At 65.1% G+C, this 20,656-nt stretch carries 14 protein-coding genes, 2 tRNA genes and 1 pseudogene; 10 read left to right on the top strand and 7 right to left on the bottom strand.

The genetic code is table 11. The features are described 5' to 3' along the window. The first annotated feature begins 111 nt into the window (after positions 1–111). From recJ to HCZ87_RS08625, 3 genes are all read left to right on the top strand, one after another. Positions 112–1,854, top strand: coding sequence for a single-stranded-DNA-specific exonuclease RecJ (gene recJ / locus HCZ87_RS08635; protein ID WP_167643353.1), 1,743 nt, complete (start codon positions 112–114; stop codon positions 1,852–1,854). A gap of 110 nt (positions 1,855–1,964) precedes the next feature. Next, a tRNA-Glu gene (locus HCZ87_RS08630) sits at positions 1,965–2,039 on the top strand. A gap of 194 nt (positions 2,040–2,233) precedes the next feature. Beyond that, a tRNA-Glu gene (locus HCZ87_RS08625) sits at positions 2,234–2,308 on the top strand. A gap of 67 nt (positions 2,309–2,375) precedes the next feature. On the opposite strand, the gene HCZ87_RS08620 is transcribed toward HCZ87_RS08625, so the two are convergent. From HCZ87_RS08620 to HCZ87_RS08590, 7 genes are all read right to left on the bottom strand, one after another. Then, positions 2,376–3,779: a PLP-dependent aminotransferase family protein gene (locus HCZ87_RS08620; RefSeq protein WP_167643352.1), complete on the bottom strand. Its 1,404-nt coding sequence runs from the start codon at positions 3,777–3,779 to the stop codon at positions 2,376–2,378. Between the two features lie 48 nt (positions 3,780–3,827). Continuing rightward, positions 3,828–5,945: a molybdopterin-dependent oxidoreductase gene (locus tag HCZ87_RS08615; RefSeq protein WP_167643351.1), complete on the bottom strand. Its 2,118-nt coding sequence runs from the start codon at positions 5,943–5,945 to the stop codon at positions 3,828–3,830. A gap of 265 nt (positions 5,946–6,210) precedes the next feature. Further along, a complete protein-coding gene (locus tag HCZ87_RS08610) occupies positions 6,211–7,227 on the bottom strand; it encodes a GGDEF domain-containing protein (protein ID WP_167643350.1) in 1,017 nt (338 codons plus the stop codon). Continuing rightward, the gene (locus HCZ87_RS08605; RefSeq protein ID WP_167643349.1) at positions 7,224–7,811 is read right to left on the bottom strand and encodes a heme NO-binding domain-containing protein; all 588 of its coding nucleotides are present in this window, start codon (positions 7,809–7,811) and stop codon (positions 7,224–7,226) included. Before HCZ87_RS08605 ends, HCZ87_RS08610 begins: the two co-directional genes overlap by 4 nt. 561 nt (positions 7,812–8,372) lie before the next feature. Further along, the gene (locus HCZ87_RS08600) at positions 8,373–9,932 is read right to left on the bottom strand and encodes a trimethylamine methyltransferase family protein (protein WP_167643348.1); all 1,560 of its coding nucleotides are present in this window, start codon (positions 9,930–9,932) and stop codon (positions 8,373–8,375) included. A gap of 146 nt (positions 9,933–10,078) precedes the next feature. Beyond that, positions 10,079–10,768 (bottom strand): HAD family hydrolase, encoded by a 690-nt coding sequence (locus tag HCZ87_RS08595; RefSeq protein ID WP_167643347.1) that lies wholly within the window; start codon positions 10,766–10,768, stop codon positions 10,079–10,081. A 52-nt stretch (positions 10,769–10,820) separates the two neighbouring features. Next, a complete protein-coding gene (locus HCZ87_RS08590; protein ID WP_167643346.1) occupies positions 10,821–11,105 on the bottom strand; it encodes a DUF3572 domain-containing protein in 285 nt (94 codons plus the stop codon). A 115-nt stretch (positions 11,106–11,220) separates the two neighbouring features. Here HCZ87_RS08590 and HCZ87_RS08585 point away from each other — a divergent pair, with 115 nt between their 5' ends. The 7 genes and pseudogenes from HCZ87_RS08585 to HCZ87_RS08555 form a co-directional block, all read left to right on the top strand. Beyond that, on the top strand, positions 11,221–12,621 hold the full coding sequence (locus HCZ87_RS08585) for a diguanylate cyclase (RefSeq protein WP_167643345.1): 1,401 nt from the start codon (positions 11,221–11,223) through the stop codon (positions 12,619–12,621). A 392-nt stretch (positions 12,622–13,013) separates the two neighbouring features. Next, positions 13,014–14,444 carry a xanthine dehydrogenase small subunit gene (xdhA, locus tag HCZ87_RS08580; RefSeq protein ID WP_167643344.1) on the top strand — a complete coding sequence of 477 codons (1,431 nt, stop codon included), beginning with the start codon at positions 13,014–13,016 and terminating at the stop codon, positions 14,442–14,444. Next, a complete protein-coding gene (gene xdhB, locus HCZ87_RS08575) occupies positions 14,441–16,795 on the top strand; it encodes a xanthine dehydrogenase molybdopterin binding subunit (protein WP_167643343.1) in 2,355 nt (784 codons plus the stop codon). The genes xdhA and xdhB overlap by 4 nt, the downstream gene beginning before the upstream one ends. Next, a complete protein-coding gene (gene xdhC / locus HCZ87_RS08570; protein ID WP_167643342.1) occupies positions 16,785–17,726 on the top strand; it encodes a xanthine dehydrogenase accessory protein XdhC in 942 nt (313 codons plus the stop codon). Before xdhB ends, xdhC begins: the two co-directional genes overlap by 11 nt. Further along, entirely contained in the window at positions 17,723–19,240 is a 1,518-nt protein-coding gene (locus HCZ87_RS08565) for an ABC transporter ATP-binding protein (RefSeq protein ID WP_167643341.1), read from the top strand. The genes xdhC and HCZ87_RS08565 overlap by 4 nt, the downstream gene beginning before the upstream one ends. 105 nt (positions 19,241–19,345) lie before the next feature. Beyond that, positions 19,346–20,428 carry an ABC transporter permease gene (locus HCZ87_RS08560; RefSeq protein WP_167643340.1) on the top strand — a complete coding sequence of 361 codons (1,083 nt, stop codon included), beginning with the start codon at positions 19,346–19,348 and terminating at the stop codon, positions 20,426–20,428. Beyond that, positions 20,428–20,656 (top strand): annotated as a pseudogene (locus HCZ87_RS08555) (ABC transporter permease); the annotation flags it as partial. The gene HCZ87_RS08560 and the pseudogene HCZ87_RS08555, both read left to right, overlap by 1 nt.

Here is a 20,656-nt window from a genome sequence, read left to right as displayed (position 1 = left end):
CTGCGCGCCGTCGCGCTTGCAGCTGCCGGCGGGTTATGGATATTTGAGAAAAGATGAAAGGCCGGGTCCTCTGCGGGTCCGGCCTTTGACTGTGATAAGGAGCGTTGGGATTTGAGCTTTCTGGGTGTCGAGACCTCTCTGACAGGACGCCGCTGGCAGGGGCCGGGCCTTGAGCAGGCGCGGGCCAGTGAACATCTGGCGCAGGAAACCGGCCTGCCTGCCGCGGTCTGCCAGGTGCTGGCGCGCCGGGGCGTTCCCACCCATGAGGCCAGCGGTTTTCTCAATCCGCAGCTCAAGGAGCTGCTGCCCGACCCGCGCCGGATGAAGGACATGGAAACCGCCGCCGCGCGGTTCTTGCAGGCGGTGGAGCGGCGCGAGCGAATCGCGATCTTTGCCGATTATGACGTGGATGGGGGCTCTTCTGCGGCGCTGCTGCTGGTCTATCTGCGGCAGATGGGCCAGCAGGCGACGCTGTATATTCCCGACCGCATCGACGAGGGTTATGGCCCCAATGACGCGGCGATGGCAGCGCTGGCGCGGGATCACGATCTGATCGTCTGCGTCGATTGCGGGACGCTGTCGCATGGGCCCATCGCGGCAGCCAGGGGGGCGGATGTGGTGGTGCTGGATCACCACCTCGGCGGCGAGACCCTGCCCGACTGCGTGGCGGTGGTGAACCCCAACCGGCAGGATGAAGACGGCGATCTGGGCTATTTCTGTGCTGCCGGAGTGGTGTTCCTGATGCTGGTCGAGGTGCGCCGTCAGGCCCGCGACAAGGGGCTTGGCGCGGGGCCGGATCTGATGGCCATGCTGGATCTGGTGGCGCTTGCGACGGTTGCCGATGTCGCGCCGCTGATTGGCGCCAACCGGGCGCTGGTGCGTCAGGGGCTGAAGGTCATGGGGCGGCGGGCGCGCCCCGGGCTGGTGGCGCTGGCCGATGTCAGCCGGATGGATTCGGCGCCCTCCACCTATCACCTCGGGTTTTTGCTGGGGCCGCGCGTCAATGCGGGCGGGCGCATCGGCAAGGCCGATCTGGGGGCGCGGCTCCTGGCCACGGACAACCCGCATGAGGCCGCCGCCCTGGCGGAGCGGCTGGATCAGCTCAACACCGAACGCCGCGACATTGAAAACGCCGTGCGCGCCGCGGCGCTGGAGCAGGCCGAGGCGCGCGGATTTGATGCGCCGCTGGTCTGGGCGGCGGGCGAGGGCTGGCACCCTGGCGTGGTGGGCATTGTCGCCTCGCGCCTGAAGGAGGCCACCGGCCGCCCCGCCGTGGTGATTGGGCTTGATGGCGATGAGGGCAAGGGCTCGGGCCGGTCGGTCTCGGGCATTGACCTTGGCGCGGCGATCCAGCGCCTTGCGATGGAGGGGCAGCTGATCAAGGGCGGCGGCCACAAGATGGCGGCGGGGTTGACGGTGGCGCGCGACCAGCTGGAGCCGGCCATGGCGCGGCTGTCAGAGCTGCTGGAGAAACAGGGCGCGGGCGACCTTGGCCCTGCGGATCTGAAGCTGGACGGCATGCTGATGCCCGGCGCCGCCACCGTGGAGCTGATCGAACAGATCGAACAGGCCGGCCCCTTTGGCGCCGGTGCCCCTGCCCCGCGCTATGGCTTTCCCGACCTGGCGGTGAAATTCGCCAAACGGGTGGGAGAATCGCATCTCAAGGTCAGCTTTACCGATGGGATGGGCGCCACGATCGACGCCATCGCCTTTGGCGCCTTTGACACCGCGCTGGGTCCGCGCCTGCTGGAACATGGCGGCGCGCGGTTTCACGTGGCCGGGCGGCTGGAGGTGAACACCTGGGGCGGGCGCCAAAGCGCCCAGCTGCGGCTGGAAGACGCCAGCGCCGCCTGAGCCGCGATACCAACAGGAAATTTGCCTGTGGATAAGAATTTTGCGTCAGGCGCATTTTTTCGCTTGCGACACCCGGCGCAAAACCCTACACACCCGCTCACACCAAGTGTGCTCCGTTCGTCTATCGGTTAGGACGCCAGGTTTTCAACCTGGAAAGAGGGGTTCGATTCCCCTACGGAGTACCATTTCCTCCCCGCATCGAAACCTACCCACCGCCAGCAATGGCCGGTGTGTTTCTGCATGTCTTGAGGCCAAACAACCCCTTGTCATTAAAGACAATTCCGCGTCGCGCCGGGAGGAAAGAAAACTTTCTGTTTTTGCGAAAAATCCTCTTGCGCCCCTCGGGCGGACTGAGTAAACACCCCCTCACACCAAGTGTGCTCCGTTCGTCTATCGGTTAGGACGCCAGGTTTTCAACCTGGAAAGAGGGGTTCGATTCCCCTACGGAGTACCATTTTCTCCCTCAGAATTCGGTCTTATTTGCCACAGGCGCTGCGCGAAATTGCGCGTGCAACTGGGGACTACTCTGTTGAGGAAATCGCGCGGCGCAACCAGCGCAGCACCTCGACCTGCTCGTCCAGATCGTGAAGGCTGGCCCCCAATACCACCCCATTATAAGACGGCTGTGCCTGCTCCGGGGTTCGGCAATAGGTCGAGAGCGCTTCGGCGCGCAGACCTTCGGCGCGGGCGGCGCGGATCACCTCGACATCGCGCAGCGGCGCCGTGAGATGCAGCACCACCTGCATGCCGGCGTGGTGATCGACCACATGGCCGACATCGGCAAAATCCGCGCGCAGCCGGTCAATCAGCGCCCTGTGGCGCTCGGCATAGATGCGGCGCACGCGGCGCAGGTGACGGTAGAAATCGCCGCGCAACATGAACTCTGCCAGGGCGGCCTGTGGCATCGCGCTGGCCCGCATCCCGCGGCTGTGCATCACTGCCAGAAGCGGCGCGATCAAGGCATCCGGCGCCACGATATAGCCCATCCGCAGGCTGTTCGAGAACACGGTGGAAAAACTGCCCAGATAGACCGTGCGCCCCTGCCCGTCGGCACCCGCCATAGCGGGAATCGGATGGCCCGCGTAGCGGAATTCCGAATCATAGTCATCCTCGATGATCCACCCCTGGGTGCGCGCCGCCCAGCGCAGGAACTCCTGCCGCCGTCCGGCGCTCATGGCACCGCCAAGGGGAAACTGATGCGAGGGTGTCAGCACCACCGCATCGGTGGGCTCTTGCGGCACCTCGGCCCCCTGCGCATCCATCCCCAGATCGCGCGAGCGACGGCCCTGGGCCTCGGCGAACTGGCGCATCGGCGGGTAGCAGGGATTTTCCAACCCCACCACGCCAGAGCTGTCCACAAGGGTGCGCAGGCAGATATCGAGCGCCTCGGTGGCGCCGGCGGTGACCAGCACCTGATCTGGCCGCGCCGGCAGCCCGCGCCAATCGCGCACATGGGCGGCAATCGCCTGGCGCAGCGCGGGATGGCCTGCCGGGTCGCCGCCCATCAGCAGCGCCACGGGTTGGGTGCGGCACAGGCGGGCAACGCATTTCGCCCAGGCGCGATGAGGAAACAGACGCATGTCCGGCTCCCCCGCCTCCTGCGCGAAGGGCTGAGGCGGCGCTGGTCTTGGGGTCTGAGCGGCGGCCCCCCCGGGGGAAAACTCCACCTCGCCCAGCGCGCAGACCACATAGCCGGAGCCCCGCTGGCCACGAATATAGCCCTCGGCGACCAGCTGGTCGTAGGCGGTGACCACGGTTGCCCGCGCCACGCCCATATCCCCGGCCAGCGCCCGCGTGGCGGGCAGCCGCGCGCCACTGGCCAGCTCACCGGATCGAATGCGCGTGCGAAACGACTGGCAGATCTGCTCAAACATCGGCGTGTCCGAGGTTCTGTCAGGCACAAAGCCGGGCGCGGGGTCAGTCATGGGCCGTTCACGATCCTTTTGCCAAGGTCGAGGCGACGCGCCCCTCCCCTATTCCGCCGCCGGCACAAGCCTCTGGTCGGCCATCTGGCCCTCCTTCAGGCCGGGCGCACAGGCGCGCAGCTCGACGAAGGTTTCATTATAGCAGGCGCCCTCGCCAATGTCCGTGCGCAATGTCGCGGAAATCAGCGCATTTGCGGTAAGCCCGGTTTGCGAGCTCTGCCGCCAGGTGCCTTTGGGCGCATAGACCACGCCGCGCTGCATCGCCTTGGAGACCGTGAGGCGGAAGGTCACGGCGCCACGGGCATTGGCGACCTCGACCATCTCGCCATCGACCAGCCCCCGCGCGGCCGCATCATCGGGGTGCACCTCGATGCTCTCCGGCCCGTCCGAAAGGGGCGCGCTGCCGAAGGTGGCGTTGATGCGCTTGTCAGAACTGGGGGTGATCAGCACCAGAGGCAGATCCTGCGGCACCGGATCATAACGCGGCACGCCAAAGCCGCTTTGCGCCTCCAGCTCGGCGCTGAACAGCTCGATCCGGCCAGAGGCGGTGCCCGGCTCCACGGTGTCGCACAGGATCAGCGCCGCGCCGTCGCGCGTCTGCATCTCCAGCGCCCGATCAAGCGGCATCTGGCTCGGCGGGCGATCCGCAAACTGCGGATGGCTGGCATCCATCGCGTCATCCATCAAGGCGGCGTCACTGGCCTGATGTTCCGCCTCGTCATAGCCAAAGCGCGCCGCCAGACGGCGGAAAATCTCGGTATTGGGCAGGCTCTCGCCCACCGGGGCAATCACCGGGGCGGCGCGCTGGACGTAGTTCTGCCCATAGGCGGCAAAGATATCGTCATGTTCAAAATGGCTCGCAGCCGGCAGGATCACATCGCAATAGGCCATGCTGTCGGTCATCACCACGTCACAGCCCACGGTAAAGATCTCCTCCTGGCTCAGCGCCTCGATCATGCGGGCCTGCTCCGGGTGGGTGGCGACCGGGTTGTGATTGTAGATCATCACCGCCTTGATCGGCACCGGCTGGGCCCGGTCCAGCATCAGTCGCGCCACGTCGAGGATGTTCACCACCGGGGTCTCCGGGTCGATCAGGTGATCGCCTTGCAGCCGGGCGCGGGTGGTCGGCGCCGCGAGACCGGATTTCGCCACCACCCCTGCGCCGGGACGGCCATGCTGGCCCAAAAGCGCATTGAGCGCCATCGCCGCGCGCAGCCCCGACCCACCGGAGCGGCCGCGCTCCATCCCGTTGCCGGTGGCCGTGGCGAGCCGCTTTGCGTTCTGCATCCAGGTTGCCAGCCGCAGAATATTCGCCTCCGGCAGACCGCAGATCCGGGCCGCATCGGCCACGGAATATCGGCGCGCCTCGGCCATATAGGGGTCTGCCCCCGCTACCCATTGCGCGATGAAATCGGCGTCAAAGGCATCGCGCCGTTCCAGCTCGGCGGCGAGCGCCTGGGCCAGCACCACATCGGTGCCCGGCTTCACTTGCAGGTAGAGATCCGCCTGCTGCGCGATCTTGATCCGCTTGGGGTCGATCACCACCAGCCGCGCGCCCTTGGCCCGGGCCGCCTTGGCCACCCGCGTCAGATGCAGGTTGGAGACGGTGACATTGTTGCCCCAGACCACGATCAGATCGGACAGCGCCGCCTGCTCCGGGGGCATGCCGGGGGCGCCGCCATACATGCTCTTGTAGGCAAGGCTGCGCACGCCACCGCACAGCGGACCACGGTCCAGCCGCAGCGCCCCCAAACGATAGAAGAACCGCCGATCCAGCGATCCCCCCGCCAATTCGCCATGCGGGCCGGCATAGTTCAGCGGCAAGATCGACCGCGCCCCATGCGCCGCAATCGCGGATTGAAAGCCCTCGGTCACCAGATCCAGCGCCTGCTCCCAGGAGATCCGCTCGTATTGGCCAGAGCCGCGCGGCCCGACCCGGCGCAAAGGGTGGGTCAGCCGCGCGGGGCCATGCACAAAATCCGGGTAGGCCCGGCTGACCTTGTTGCAGATCACACCCGCCGTAAACGGATTGGCCATGGAGCCCCGCACGGCCGTGATGCGCCCCTCTGTGACCTCGACGTTCAGGCTACAGGTGTCGGGACAATCCAGCGGGCAAACGCTGGGCAACAGGGTGGCCTTGGGCGTGGTCTGGGGCTGAGAGGACATGCGGACGGCTCCGGGATTAAGACTGGTTAGCCGTCAGGCTACGCCAGAATAAGCCCGTTCAATAGCGCCAATAATGACGTTTTTGACCAGACCAATTTCCCGCATGGGATGGGCTGCCCCCCCGCCCCGTGGGCTGCCCCCCTGCCCCGTGTCTGGCGTTTTGCCGCCTCCCGAAGCCTGCAACCGGGCCGCCATCAGCCAGGCGCATGGGCCGCCCGCGGCCCGCAAGGCATCGCGGCGACCACAGTGCGCGGGGGCGAGACGGTCAGGCGGATTTGCTGTCGGGGGCCAGGGCCTCGGCCTCCATCTGCGGGGTATAGAACATATGCTGCGCGCGCCCGGCCCGTTTCGCGGCATAAAGCGCGACATCCGCCTGATGCAGGAGCTGCGCGGCGTCCGGCTCTGCCATGGACGTGGACAGCACCGTCCCGGCAGAGGCGGAGATCCGGCATTCCTCGGCGCCGAACTGGATCGGCTCCTCAAGCCGGGCGATCAGCCGATAGGCCAGATCGTTCAGGCGATTCGGGTCCATCAGCCCTTCAATGATCACCACAAATTCATCACCGCCAACGCGGGCGACCGTATCGGCCTTGCGGGTGCAATCGACCATGATCGCGGCGACCTGCTGCAAGACCGCATCCCCCGCCGCATGGCCGAGCCGGTCATTGACCTGTTTGAAGAAGTCGAGATCAATATGCATCAAGGCAAAATCCCGCCCGCCATTGATCAGCCGGTTCAGCACGTGATCCATGGCGCGGCGGTTCTTCAGCCCGGTCAGCGTATCGGTGAACGCCTGCTCCTCGGCCGCGATCTTGGCCCCTTGCAGGCGCAGGTTCAGCTGGCGCGACGCCTCCATCGCGGCGGATTTCGCCTCCACCAGATAGAGCATTTCGATGGTCAGGTCGGTCGGCGAGAAATCCTGGCTGGTCAGGTTGAAATCGCGCACCGCATCAAGCACCGAGATGCCGAACGACAGGTTCACAAAGGCACCCTGGCCGTCGGGCAGCGGCACCAGAACCCCCTTCATGCGGGTATGCGGCTCCTGGCGCAGCTGGAAATGCAGCTTGCTGCCGGCGGTTTCCATCAGATCGCCCACGGTCTTGACCCAGCGCGGGCGCTGCAAATCGAAGATATCAAAGAAGGGCTGCCCGGTCCACTCCTGCGCGCCGCGCAGCTTGTTCAGCGTCGGGCCGTGGCTGTATATCGTGCCATCGGGGCCGATGATCACATGCATCGGGCAAATCTTATTGGCGAGCCCGGCGAGATCGTCAAAGCTCATCATAGCGAATGCGCCCCCAGATCAAAGGCCCGCCCCTCGGCGAACTCGGTTTCCACCAGCGTGATCGAGATCACCTCGACACCGTCCTGGGATTCGGTCTGTTCCAGAATCACCAAGGCCCCGTAGTCATCGGCCATGGCGCGCAGGACCCCCATCATCACCTGAGCATATCCCGGCACCCCGGGTTGGCAGAGCAGTTCGAACTGACCCGGCGCCTGTTCGATCAGCTCCAGCCCCGGCAGGCGCAGGTCAGAAACCGCCAGCCGCGTGCGATCCGGCAAATCGTCAAGCGAGTGCAAAAACTCCACGTAGTTGACGCCGCCAAAGCGAAGCAGCCGACGCAGGGCTTCCAGCTGGGGGTTGGAGACCAGAAAGGTTCCGACATCTTCGAGGATTTCGGCAAGCGGGCGTTCCAGCGAGGCCTCGGTGGCGCTCAGCATGCGGGCGGATTGATCTTCGGGATAGACAAGCATGGCTTCGAACTCGGTAAACCCGAGCCCGCTTGCGTCCATAATGTCGTTCCAGCGTTTCTCACCATACGTATTGATGACAAACGCCTGAACGGCCCTGTTAATCAAACCGTGCATACGGTTGTTCCCTACTTCACCTTCGAACCAGTCATAAGCAGCCATACTTAAAAAAGGCCAAATATCTAAAACTATGTACGATTTAGGCGACCGACAGGCGCGCGACCAGGACAGGCGCGAAACATTCGGCTCCCCGGTCCGTTGCCCGGTTCAGCGATAGCCATGCCAGCGCCGGGCGATCACCCCGCACTGACCACAACAGCTCGTTTAAGTTGCCCGATTTTCAAACCCGGCCAAAGGTCGCAGCAAAGCAGCCCAGGACCGGAGCGCGCGCCCTACGCGGTTCCCATCATTACATATTGCTCGTTACCGGGCCATAATAGACAAACAAACACCCCTGCTCCACACCTTCCTGAATGGCACATGTGTGCATTCTCGCAAAAAATTGAAGATTCACGCCAAATTCATCATATCGCCGCACCGATCCGGCCTGAACAGGCCTGGGATCGGGGAATCACGGCAAAATCGCCCGTGACTCGCAGCCAACCATCCACGGCGCCAGCCTGCGCAGCAGGGCGGCAAAAGCGCATGTGCCGCTGACCGGCCCCGCGCCTGCGGGGGCTAGAAATCGGTGGGCGCGCCGCCCTCAGCCTTGCGGCGGGCGACGAAATCCGCCAGCTCCTCGCGGATGGCGGGGTCCATTGGCGGTGCCTCAAACTCGGCGATGATCTCCTTGAACATCTTGTTGGCGCGCGCGGCCGTCCAGGTGCCGCCGGCGGCCTCCCAGGCCTCGTAGTTGTGCCAGTCACTCAGGAAGGGCTGGTAAAAGGCGGTCGCGTAGCGATCCTGCGTGTGCTGGATGCCGAAGAAATGCCCGTCGTTGCCAACCTCGCGGATTGCATCCAGTGCGATCTCCTCCTCGCCGGTGGCGATCAGTACCGGGTCCATGTAGCGCTGGATCATCTGCAAGATCTCGCAGTCCATGATGAATTTCTCCGGGCTGGCGATCAGCCCCCCTTCGAGCCAGCCCGCCGCGTGATAGATCATATGGCTGCCCGACTGCACCGCCGCCCAGAGCGAATTCGAGGTTTCCCACATCGCCTGCCCGTCGGGCACATTGGCGGCGCAGACCCCGGAGGAGCGCAGCGGCAGCCCGTAGAAGCGCGCCATCTGCCCGGTCATCTGGGTCGCGCGCATATATTCCGGGGTGCCAAAGGCGGGGGCGCCGGATTTCATATCCACGTTGGAGGTAAAGGTGCCAATGGCGCAAGGCACCCCCGGCACCACATATTGAAACAGCGCAATCGCACAGAGGGATTCGGCCAGGGATTGCGCCACCGCCCCCGCCAGCGTCACCGGCGCCATCGCGCCCGCCAGCGTGAAGGGGGTCACCACCACCGGCTGGCCGCGCCGGATCATCCGCAAGGAGCCGTCGATCATCGGGTGGTCATGCTTCAACGGCGAGGTGGAGTTGATATTGGTGTACATATGTGGCTTGGCATCAAACTCCGCATGGCTGAGCCCGCCCGCGATGCGCACCATCTCCATCACATCCTCGACCCGCTCCTTGCCCAGCGAATAGGCATGGGCGACCTTGTCGGTCAGGGTCAGCTTGTCAAACAGCACATCCAGATGGCGGGTGGAGGCATGCAGGTCCACCGGCTCCACCGGGTAGCCGCCGGCAAAGTGGATACAGTTGAAATACTGCGTCAGCTTCAGCAGGTTCTGGCACTGCGCCCGGGTGCCGGGGACCTTCTTGTTCAGATCCATGTCCCAATAGTTCGGCGGCGAGGAAACATTGCCAAAGAGCATCCTGTCTCCGCCCATCTCAATGGCGCGGGCCGGGTTGCGCGGCGTCAGGGTGAAGCTGGCGGGGGCCTTGGCGATCATCTCCATGACAAAGTCACGGTCCATGCGCACCAGCTGCCCCTCGACCCGCATCCCCGCCTGTTTGAAGATCTCCAGCGCCTCGTCATTGAGGAACTGAACGCCGATCTCCTCCAGGATGCGCATGGCCCCCTCGTGGATGGCGGCGATCCCCGCTTCGGTCAGCGGCTCGACCGGGCGGTCGATATTGCTGGGCGGGTTCCAGGGCATTTGCTCCAGCGTGGCGGTGCCGCGACGGGCGGCCGCCCCTGCCCTGCCGCCGCCACGGCGTTTGCGCGCAACTGTCTCTGTCATGGTGCCCCCTTGGAGAGTTACATGGTGGACGAACGTTCCTTCCTCCACCATGCAGCGCCCCACTCCAGACACACCTGTCCACTACCGACACGCAATGTCGCGTTTGGTCAAAGCAGTGCCGCGAATTGCCAGGGTGGCAGCGGTGATCAGCGCGACAGCCAGGCCGGGATATGGCCGATATCGGGCAGCACCACATCGGCATGGGGGGCCAGATCCGCCTCGCTCGCCATGCCGGTGAGCACGCCGATGGTGCGCATGCCCGCCGCGCGCCCCGCGATCAGATCGTGCAGGCTGTCGCCCACCATTGCCGTCTGCGATGGCGCCACCGCGGTGGCCGTGCAAAAGGCCAAGAGCGGCGCCGGATCCGGTTTGGCGCCATGGCCGCTGTCGGCGCCAATCACCAGATCGAACTGCCCCAGCACGCCAGAGCGATCAAGATGACGGCGCGCGGAATGTTCGCCGTCATTGGTCATCACCCCGAGCTTCAGCCCGCGCGCCCGCAGATCCTCCAGAAAGGGGGCAAGCGGCACCGCCTGCGCCAGCTCAGCCTCTGCCGCGGTGCGGATCAGATATTGCGCCAGTGTGGCGGCGTCCATCTGGCTCACATAGGGGCTGAGCGCGGCGGCGACCTCGTCATTGGTGCCCGCGATCACGATGCTGTCGGGGCGAAACATCGCCGCCTCCAGATCATAAGACAGCGCCGCCGCCATTCCCGCAAGCCGCGCGGTGTCGCCTTCGGAGAGCCGCGTCAACATGATGCCGCCCCAGCCGTTCCAGGTGCGGGCGAAATCAAACAGCGTGCCGTCCTTGTCAAACAGGATCGCGGATAGGGTCATCGGAAAACCTCAGGGCAGATTGGGAAGGGGGAGCCGGTTCGACGCTGGACTATCACGTCCAATGCACCTGTTCACCCCCCGGCAGCGCGGCGCGGGCGGCGATCAATGTGTCGGGCGCGGCCTCCAGCGCCTCGCAGCAGGCCAGCACCCAGGCATCATCCATCAACAGGAAATCCAGCACCGCGCCCAGAAATACCGGATCGGCAGCGCGGGCGCGCAGATCCTCCAGGGAGGCCCCGCTGGAGCCCAGAAACACCGGCATCAGCTCTTCGTTGCTGGCCAGCCAGCTCAGCGCTTTTAAGCCGAAGACCTCGGCCTGATCGGCGGAAAATGGCATATCAGCCCCCTTCTCGACATTTTAGTGCCAATTTGACCTACCCGCGAAAGAGTTTGTTAACCAGTGTGATCAACACTCTAACTTAACCAATCGCCGAAAATGAAGGTGTTTCGCCGTGCAAGGCACAATCCTGGTCATAGATGGGGTCTCTACCAATCGCATCGTCCTGAAGGTACAGCTGACGGCGGCCTGTTTTCAGGTCTTGCAGGCCGACAGCATGGCCTCTGCGCTGGCCCTGGCGGCGGACAACCGCCCTGACCTGATCCTGACCGCAATGACCCTGCCGGATGGCGATGCGGCGCTGGTGAAACAGGCGCTGTCCCGCCTGCCGCAGGTCGCCGATGTGCCCATGATCGCGCTGAGCGCGCAGAATGATCGCCCCACACGGATCCGCGCGCTGTCCTCCGGCATCGACGAGGTGCTGCCGCATCCGGTGGATGACATGATCCTGCAAGCGCGGATTCGCAGCCTGTTGCGGATGCGCCTTTACGACGAGGAGCTGCACCTGCGCGAGGACGGCGGCCCCGGCTTTGCCCTGCCGCAGCCGGACCGCACCACCGTCGCGCCGCAGCAAAACACCCGCGTGGCGCTGGTCTGCCATGACCTGGCAACCGCCCATAAATGGAAAGGGCGGCTTGCGGCCAGCGCCGGCTACCAGCTGCAAGCCTTTCATGTGGATGCCATTCAGGAGCTGATGCGCACGCCGGTCCCGGATGTCATCGTGATCGAACTCAACGAACTCTCCTCCGGCCTGGCCCTGCGTCTGCTGGCCGATCTGCGCGCCCGCGTCACCACACGCGATTGCGTGGTGATCGCGGTGCCCAATCCCGCCGATGCCGCCATCGCCGCAGAGGCGCTGGACCGCGGCGCCCATGATGCGCTGACCGGCGGCTTCCAGGTCGAGGAGCTGGTGCTGCGCATCACCACACAGGTGCAGCACAAACAGCGCTCCGAGATGATCCGCGACAACCTGCGCAGCGAGCTGCGCGCGGCGATGCATGACCCGATGACCGGGCTTTATAATCGCCGCTATGCCGACCCGTTCCTGGAGCGGATGGCCTGCGCCGCCGCAGAGACCGGCAAGAGTTTCACCGTGATGATGGCGGATCTTGATCACTTCAAGCGGATCAACGACCAATTTGGCCACCCGGCAGGGGATGCGGTGCTGAAAGAGGCCGCCCGCCGCCTGCAAGCCGAACTTGGCGGCAAGGATCTTCTGGCGCGGATCGGCGGCGAGGAATTCATGGCGGCCCTGCCCGATTGCCCCGCCCATGAGGCCGATCAAATGGCGACGCGGCTCTGTCAGGCCATTAATGCGGCCCCCTTTGAGCTGCCCGGCCAGGCCGGAAGCATCCGCGTCACCATCAGCATCGGCGCGATCACCGCCGAACCGCATGGCACGCCGCTCCATCGGGCGGATCTGGTGGCGGCCGCAGATCAGGCGCTCTATGATGCCAAACACGCCGGCCGCAACCGTGCGGTCCTGCGACGCACGCCGCACTCCGCCGCCGCCTGAGCGCGTTGGCCCTCACCGCCAGCCCGCAGAGCCAGAGCACGGCAGATGTCAGGGACAATGGGAACGCCGCGCCGCCCCACCGCAAGCCCATTCTTCGGGCAGTTATTCTTCGGATAATTTTGAAGCTCCTGGGCCTCGATCCAGCATATGCCAAAGCGCCAAGTCGCCCAAAATGGTTGCAAATCAAGGGCCCGCTGCGCCAGGAATTGGCATTGCCGCCGGGGCAGCGCTGGCGCATTCTCTGCCGCGACGCCGGGTTTGGGCTTGCTTTGCAGCCCGCACCCACACAAGCTGGTGCACAGAACGAGCATCGAACCCCGTGCCGCCTTCTACGTCGCATCGAAGGCCGCACAACATGGGGATAACCTAAGTAAGGCGACGGGTTTTACAAGATGACGATTACCTTTCATCTCAACGGTGAAGAGGTCTCGCTTCCAGACATTGAACCGACCACCACCCTCCTGGACTGGCTCCGCCAGGACCGCGGCCTGACCGGCACCAAAGAAGGCTGCAACGAGGGCGACTGCGGCGCCTGCACCGTCATGGTCAGCGACCAGACCGGTGCCCGCGCGCTCAATGCCTGTATTCTCTTCCTGCCACAGCTGCATGGCAAATCCATTCGCACCGTCGAAGGCGTGGCCAGCCCCGACGGCACACTGCACCCGGCGCAACAGGCGATGATCGACCATCACGGCAGCCAATGCGGCTTTTGCACACCGGGCTTCATCATGTCGATGGTCACCGCCCATACCAATGGCGCCACCGACCACGATGACCAACTGGCCGGCAATCTCTGCCGCTGCACCGGCTATGCCCCGATCATCCGCGCCGCCAAAGCCGCTGAGAACACCCCGGTTCCAAAGTGGGTCACAGGGGATCGCTCTTTCATCTTTTCAGAAATATCCCGGGGGGAGGTCGCAGACCGGGGGGCAGAGCCCCCCTCCGCTTCGCACCCGGCAGAGCCCCCAGCTGCCCTGCGCCCGACCTCATCCGACGCGCTGGCCGCCACCTACGTGCAACACCCCAACGCCACCTTGATCGCCGGGGCCACCGATGTGGGGCTCTGGGTCACCAAGCAGCTGCGCGATCTTGAGGAGGTGATTTTCCTCGAAGGATGCGCCGACCTCAAGGAGATCACCGTCACCGACAGCGAGGTCCGCTTTGGTGCCATGGCCGATATGAACCGGGTGCGTGCGACCTTGGCGCCGCTGCACCCCTCCTTTGCCGAGATGCTGCGCCGCTTTGCCAGCCAGCAGGTGCGCGCGGCGGCGACCATCGGCGGCAATATCGCCAATGGCTCGCCCATCGGCGACAGCCCCCCGGCCCTGATCGCCCTGCGCGCGCAGCTGCACCTGCGCCAGGGCGACAGCCGCCGTCAGATCCCGCTGGAGGCGTTCTTTCTCGACTATGGCAAACAGGACCGCGCCCCCGGCGAATTTGTCGAGGCCGTGAGCTTTGCCCGCCAAGCCGACAGCCTGCGCGTCTACAAGCTCTCCAAACGGTTCGATCAGGACATCTCTGCGGTGCTGGGCGCCTTTAATGTGACCGTGGTCGATGGCGTCGTCAGCGCCGCCTGCATCGCCTTTGGCGGCATGGCCGCGAGCCCGAAACGCGCACCCCATGTGGAGGCCGCGCTGATCGGCCAGCCCTGGAGCGAAGCAACCATAGCCGCCGCCCAGGCCGCCTTTGATGTGGATTTTTCCCCGATGAGCGACATGCGCGCCTCTGCCAGCTATCGGCTGGAGGTCGCGCGCAATATGCTGGCGCGCTATTTTGACGACCTGAATGGCACCCCGGAACATGTGCTGGAGGTGAGCGCATGAGCGTTGCAAAACCCCTGCCCCACGATGCCGCCCACCTGCATGTCACCGGCGAGGCGCGCTATGTGGATGACATCCCCACGCCCCGCAATACGCTGCATCTGGCCTTTGGGCTGGCCTCGATCGCCCGGGGCAGGATCACCGCGATGGATCTCGCCGAGGTGCGCCGAAGCAAGGGCGTGGTTGCGGTGCTCACCGCCGGGGATCTGCCCTTTCAGAATGACGTCTCGCCCTCGGCCCATGACGAACCCCTGCTGGCCGATGGCGCTGTGCATTACCTCGGCCAGCCGCTGTTTCTGGTGGTGGCAACCTCCCATCGCGCCGCCCGCGTGGCTGCGCGCAAGGGTGATATCCAATATGCCGAGGAAGACGCGCTGCTGACGCTGGATCAGGCGCTGGCCGCCGACAGCCGCTTTGAAGATGGGCCGCGGATCTATCAGAAAGGCGATGCCTCCGGCGCGATTGCCACGGCGGCGCATGTGATCGAAGACACGTTCGAGATCGGCGGCCAGGAGCATTTCTATCTGGAAGGTCAGGCCGCGCTGGCATTGCCGCAGGAGGATGGCGGCATGATCGTCAACTCCTCCACCCAGCACCCGACCGAGATCCAGCATAAGGTCGCCGAGGCCATCGGCCTGCCGATGCATGCGGTGCGAGTCGAGACCCGCCGCATGGGCGGCGGCTTTGGCGGCAAGGAGAGCCAGGGCAACGCGCTGGCTGTCGCCTGTGCGGTTGCGGCGCGCCAGACCGGCAAGCCCTGCAAGATGCGCTATGACCGCGATGACGATATGACCATCACCGGCAAGCGCCATGCCTTTCGGATTTCCTATCGCGCGGGCTTTGACGCGGCGGGGCGGATTTTGGGCATAGAGTTCACCCATCTGGTCAATTGCGGCTGGGCGCAGGATCTGTCGCTGCCGGTGGCGGATCGCGCCATGCTGCATGCCGACAACGCCTATGCGATCCCCGCCATCCGCATCGAGAGCCACCGGCTGAAGACCAACCTGCAAAGCGCCACCGCCTATCGCGGATTTGGCGGCCCGCAGGGGATGGTCGGCATTGAGCGGGTGATGGACCACGCGGCCCATGTGCTGGGCATGGATCCGGTGGCGCTGCGGTTGCGGAATTATTATGACGCACCGGATGAAGCCTTTGGCGATGGGGGCCCTGCCCCCCGGCCTGCGGCCTCCCCCCGGGATATTTCACAAAAGGCGAAAGACAACTCCACGCCCTATGGTATGGCGGTGACGGATTTCGAGCTGCATGAGATGACCGCGCGGCTGATGGAGAGCTCGGATTACGCGGCGCGGCGGCAGGAGATTGCCCGCTGGAATGCGGGCCAGGAGCGGCTGAAGCGCGGCATTGCCTTTTCACCAGTGAAATTCGGCATTTCCTTCACGCTGACGCATCTTAATCAGGCGGGTGCCCTGGTGCATGTCTATCAGGATGGCTCGATCCATCTGAACCATGGCGGCACAGAGATGGGTCAGGGGTTGTTTCAGAAGGTGGCGCAGGTGGCCGCCGCGCGCTTTGGTGTCGATCTGGCGCGGGTGAAGATCACCGCCACCGACACCGCGAAGGTGCCCAATACATCGGCCACTGCGGCCTCCTCCGGGAGTGATCTGAACGGGATGGCCGTAAAGGCCGCCTGTGACACCATCCGCGACCGGATGGCGGCGCATCTGGCTGTGGCGTCAGGGCAACCGGATGCCGATGTGGTGTTTGAGGGCGACCGCGTGCGTATCGGCAGCGAAGAGATCCCATTTTCCGAGGCGGCGAAGCGCTGCTATGAGGGGCGTATCAGCCTTTCGGCCACCGGGTTTTACAAGACGCCCGCGCTGGAGTGGAACCGCATCAAGGGGTCGGGCCGGCCGTTTTTCTACTTTGCTTACGGCGCGGCGGTCACGGAGGTGGTGGTGGATCGCCTGACCGGCGAGAGCCGCATTCTGCGCGCCGATATCCTGCATGATGCCGGGGCCTCGCTGAACCCGGCGCTGGATATCGGCCAGGTCGAGGGCGCCTATGTGCAGGGCGCGGGCTGGCTCACCACCGAGGAGCTGGTCTGGGACGGTCAGGGCCGGCTGCGCACCCATGCGCCCTCCACCTACAAGATCCCCGCCTGTTCGGACCGGCCTGACGTCTTCAATGTGGCGCTGTTTGACGGGCAGAACCGCGAGGAGAGTATCTATCGCTCCAAGGCGGTGGGGGAGCCGCCGTTTATGCTCGGGATTTCCGCCTGGCTGGCGCTGTCGGCTGCGGTGGCGGGGTTTGGCCGCGATTATCCGCATCTGAACGCCCCCGCCACGGCCGAAGAAATCTGGCGTGGCTGCGAAAGGATGCGGCATGGCGTTTGATCTTGCGGCGCTCGGGGCGGCGCTGGCGCAGCATGGCCAGGTGATCCGGGTGGTGGTGGCCGAGGTCAAGGGCTCAGCCCCGCGCGAGGTGGGCGCCGCCATGCTGGTCTGGCAGGACGGGCAATCCGGCACCATCGGGGGCGGCACGCTGGAATTCGAGGCCGCCGAGGCCGCGCGCAGGCAACAGCAGCCCCGGCGCCTGAGCAGCCATGCGCTGGGGCCGGATCTGGGGCAATGCTGCGGCGGCGCGGTCAGCCTGTTGAGCGAGGTCTACACCATGGAGGATCTGGCGCGGCTGGAGGGGCCGGTGGTGGCCCGCCCCGTGCTCGCCGACCCTCAGGCGCCCCCGCTGGCGGTCAGTCGCATCCTGGCGGCGGCGCGCGGGCAAGGGCAAAATCCCGCGCCCCAGCTGATACAGGGCTGGATGGTGGAGCCAATCCTGGCCCCCGCCCGCCCCTTGTGGATCTGGGGTGCGGGCCATGTGGGGCGTGCCCTGGTGCAGGTGCTCTCTCCGCTGCCCGACTATCACATCACCTGGGTGGATGTGGCGGCGAACCGTTTTCCTACCGTGATCTCCGCCGATGTGACCTCGGTCCCCGCGCCGGAGCCGGAGCGGCTGGTGGCGCATGCGCCGCGGGACGCGTTGCATCTGATCCTGACCTATTCCCATCAGCTGGATCTGGCGCTATGCCACGCCCTGCTGACGCGGGGCTTCGGTTTTGCGGGGCTGATCGGATCAAAGACCAAATGGGCGCGGTTTCGCACACGGCTGGCCGCGCTTGGTCACAGCCCGCAGGAGATCGCGCGCATCACCTGCCCGATCGGCCTGCCCGAGCTGGGCAAACACCCCCAGGCGATCGCCGTCGGGGTGGCGTCGGAATTGCTGGCCCTTGGTGCCTGCGCAGAGCATAAAAAGGAGACCCGCGCGTGAGCACGCCCTTATTAATCCTCGACGGCCTCACCAAGGCCTATCCCGGTGTGGTGGCCAATGATGGCGTCTCCTTTGTGATCGGCGAAGGCGAGGTGCATGCGCTGCTGGGGGAAAACGGCGCCGGGAAATCGACGCTGGTCAAGATGATCTACGGGCTGGTGAAGCCCGACAGCGGCAGCATGCGCCTGCGCGGCGCACCCTATGAGCCGGCCGAACCCAGGGCCGCCCGCGCCGATGGCATCGCCATGGTGTTTCAGCATTTTTCGCTGTTTGACGCGCTCAACGTGGCGGAAAACATCGCCCTTGGCATGGAGCATCCCCCGGCGATGCGCGATCTCGCCGCGCGTATCCGCGAGGTTTCCGAGACCTATGGGCTGCCGCTCGATCCCTATCGCACCGTTGGTGAGCTGTCCGCCGGGGAGCGCCAGCGGGTGGAGATCATTCGCTGCCTGTTGCAGGATCCCAAGCTGTTGATCATGGACGAGCCGACCAGCGTGCTGACGCCGCAGGAAGTCGCGATCCTGTTTGAGACCCTGCGCAAGCTGAAAAGCGAGGGCACCTCGATCCTTTATATCTCGCACAAGCTGGAGGAAATCCGCAGCCTCTGTGATCAGGCGACCATTCTGCGGCTGGGCAAGAATGTCGGCGCCTGTGTCCCTGCCGAGACCTCCGCGCGGGAGATGGCGGAGCTGATGGTTGGCAGCGCCCTGAAAACGCCGGAGCGCGCCGGGCGCGATTTTGGCGATGTGGCGCTGGATATCTCCGGCCTGTCGCTGCCTGCCCCCTCGGCCTTTGGCACCGCTTTGAAAAACCTGCATCTTTCCGTGCGCCGGGGCGAGATCCTTGGCATTGGCGGGGTGGCGGGCAACGGGCAGGATGAGCTGCTGTCGGTGATTTCCGGCGAGGAGACCACCACATCGGATGCGGTCAAATTCAACGGCCAGCCGATCGGCCATATGGGGCCGTCGGCGCGGCGCGCGCTGGGGGTTCTGACCGCGCCGGAAGAGCGGCTCGGCCATGCGGCGGCGCCGGATATGAGCCTGACGGAGAACGCGCTTTTGACCGGTGCCACCCGCGAGGGGCTGGCGCGCAACGGGTTCCTGAAATGGGGCGCGGCGCGGGCCTTTGCGGCGCGGATCATCGAGGCCTTTGACGTGCGCACGCCGGGGCCGGAAAATGCCGCGCGCTCGCTTTCGGGCGGCAATTTGCAGAAATTTGTCATTGGCCGAGAGGTCTTGCAGCGCCCCGAGGTCTTGGTGGTGAACCAGCCCACCTGGGGCGTCGATGCCGCCGCCGCCGCCGCGATCCGGCAGGCGCTGCTGGATCTGGCCGCTGGTGGTGCGGCGGTGATCTGCATCAGTCAGGATCTCGACGAGCTGATGGAAATCTCCGATCACTTTGCCGCGCTCAACGAGGGGCGGCTCTCGGCACCGCGCCCCACATCCGAGCTGACGGTGGATGAGATCGGCCTGATGATGGGTGGCGCCCATGGCATGGAGGTGGCGCATGTCTAGCAGACGTCCGACCCTGCCGCGCGCGATGGATGCCTCCGGCGGGGATACTTGGAAAAAGATGAAGAGGACCGGAGAGGAAATTTCCGGCATTAAGGGACAGGTGACATGATCCGGCTTGAGAAACGACCACAGCCCTCGCGGGGCTGGTCGCTGGCGACGCCTTTGGTGGCGGTGCTGGCGACGATGATCGCGGGGGGGCTGTTGTTTGCCGTCCTCGGCAAGGATCCGGTGGCGGCGATCCGAACCATTTTCTGGGATCCGCTGTTTGGCGAGTTTGCTTTTTATTACCGCCCGCAATTGCTGGTGAAAGGCGCGCCTCTGGTTTTGATCGCGATCGGCCTCAGCCTTGGGTTTCGGGCCGGGATCTGGAACATTGGCGCCGAGGGGCAGTATATCATCGGCGCGCTGTGTGGCGCGGGGATGGGGCTGGCCTTCTATCCAGCCGAGGCCTGGTATATCTTTCCGCTGATGGTGATCGCGGGGGCCTTTGGCGGTTGGGCCTGGGCGATGATCCCGGCGATATTAAAGACCCGGTTCGGCACCAATGAAATCCTGGTCTCTCTGATGCTGGTCTATGTGGCCGAGCAGTTCCTGGCCTCCATGTCCTTGGGATTGTTGAAAAATCCCGAAGGCTTTGGCTTTCCCGGATCGCGCAACCTGCAACAATATGCCTCGGCGCATAATGCCGAGATCATCACCGGCACGGGCATGCATTGGGGGGTGGTTGCGGCGCTGATCGCGGTGATCTTTGCCTATGTGCTGCTGAACCGGCATTTGCTGGGCTATCACATCCGGCTGACCGGCGAGGCACCGCGCGCGGCGCGTTTTGCGGGGGTGAAACCGGCGCGTCTGGTGCTGTTCTGCCTTGGTGCCTCGGGGGCGCTGGCGGGGATGGCGGGGATGTTCGAGGTCTCCGGCCCCTCTGGTCAGGTGTCGATCGACTTTAACGTCGGCTATGGGTTTACCGCGATTATCGTGGCCTTTCTGGGCCGCTTGCACCCGGTCGGGATCCTGCTGGCGGGGGCCCTGATGGCGCTGACTTATATTGGCGGGGACATCGCCCAGAGCAACATGGGTCTGCCCTCGGCGGCGATCCAGGTGTTTCAGGGGATGCTCTTGTTCTTCCTGTTGGCGCTGGATTTGCTCACCAACTACCGTATCGCAATTGGCAAGCCGGAGGTGGCGTGATGGATCTGTCTGCAATCAATCCGGTGCTGCTTGTTGCCTCTCTGATGGTGGCGGCGACGCCGCTGCTGCTGGCGGCGATCGGCGAGCTGGTGGTGGAGAAATCGGGTGTCTTGAACCTTGGTGTCGAGGGGATGATGATCGTCGGCGCCATCGCGGGCTTTGCCGCGGCGGTGGAGACCGGCTCGCCGCTCCTGGGTTTTGTCGCGGCGGCCGTGGCGGGGGGCCCCC

The sequence above is a fragment of the Phaeobacter sp. HF9A genome, assembly GCF_011806385.1.
In the GTDB taxonomy this organism is placed as follows: Bacteria; Pseudomonadota; Alphaproteobacteria; order Rhodobacterales; family Rhodobacteraceae; genus Epibacterium.
The sequence above is the reverse complement of the archived record's forward strand: the minus strand, read 5'-3'. Positions and strand labels throughout refer to the sequence as shown.

What these genes read in the sequence shown, in the direction of transcription:
- HCZ87_RS08620 (WP_167643352.1), bottom strand. Translation starts at nt 3,779, where the DNA reads ATGACTGACCCCGCGCCCGGCTTTGTGCCTGACAGAACCTCGGACACG.
- HCZ87_RS08615 (WP_167643351.1), bottom strand. Translation starts at nt 5,945, where the DNA reads ATGTCCTCTCAGCCCCAGACCACGCCCAAGGCCACCCTGTTGCCCAGC.
- HCZ87_RS08610 (WP_167643350.1), bottom strand. Translation starts at nt 7,227, where the DNA reads ATGATGAGCTTTGACGATCTCGCCGGGCTCGCCAATAAGATTTGCCCG.
- HCZ87_RS08605 (WP_167643349.1), bottom strand. Translation starts at nt 7,811, where the DNA reads ATGCACGGTTTGATTAACAGGGCCGTTCAGGCGTTTGTCATCAATACG.
- HCZ87_RS08600 (WP_167643348.1), bottom strand. Translation starts at nt 9,932, where the DNA reads ATGACAGAGACAGTTGCGCGCAAACGCCGTGGCGGCGGCAGGGCAGGG.
- HCZ87_RS08595 (WP_167643347.1), bottom strand. Translation starts at nt 10,768, where the DNA reads ATGACCCTATCCGCGATCCTGTTTGACAAGGACGGCACGCTGTTTGAT.
- HCZ87_RS08590 (WP_167643346.1), bottom strand. Translation starts at nt 11,105, where the DNA reads ATGCCATTTTCCGCCGATCAGGCCGAGGTCTTCGGCTTAAAAGCGCTG.
- xdhA (WP_167643344.1), top strand. Translation starts at nt 13,014, where the DNA reads ATGACGATTACCTTTCATCTCAACGGTGAAGAGGTCTCGCTTCCAGAC.
- xdhB (WP_167643343.1), top strand. Translation starts at nt 14,441, where the DNA reads ATGAGCGTTGCAAAACCCCTGCCCCACGATGCCGCCCACCTGCATGTC.
- xdhC (WP_167643342.1), top strand. Translation starts at nt 16,785, where the DNA reads ATGGCGTTTGATCTTGCGGCGCTCGGGGCGGCGCTGGCGCAGCATGGC.
- HCZ87_RS08560 (WP_167643340.1), top strand. Translation starts at nt 19,346, where the DNA reads ATGATCCGGCTTGAGAAACGACCACAGCCCTCGCGGGGCTGGTCGCTG.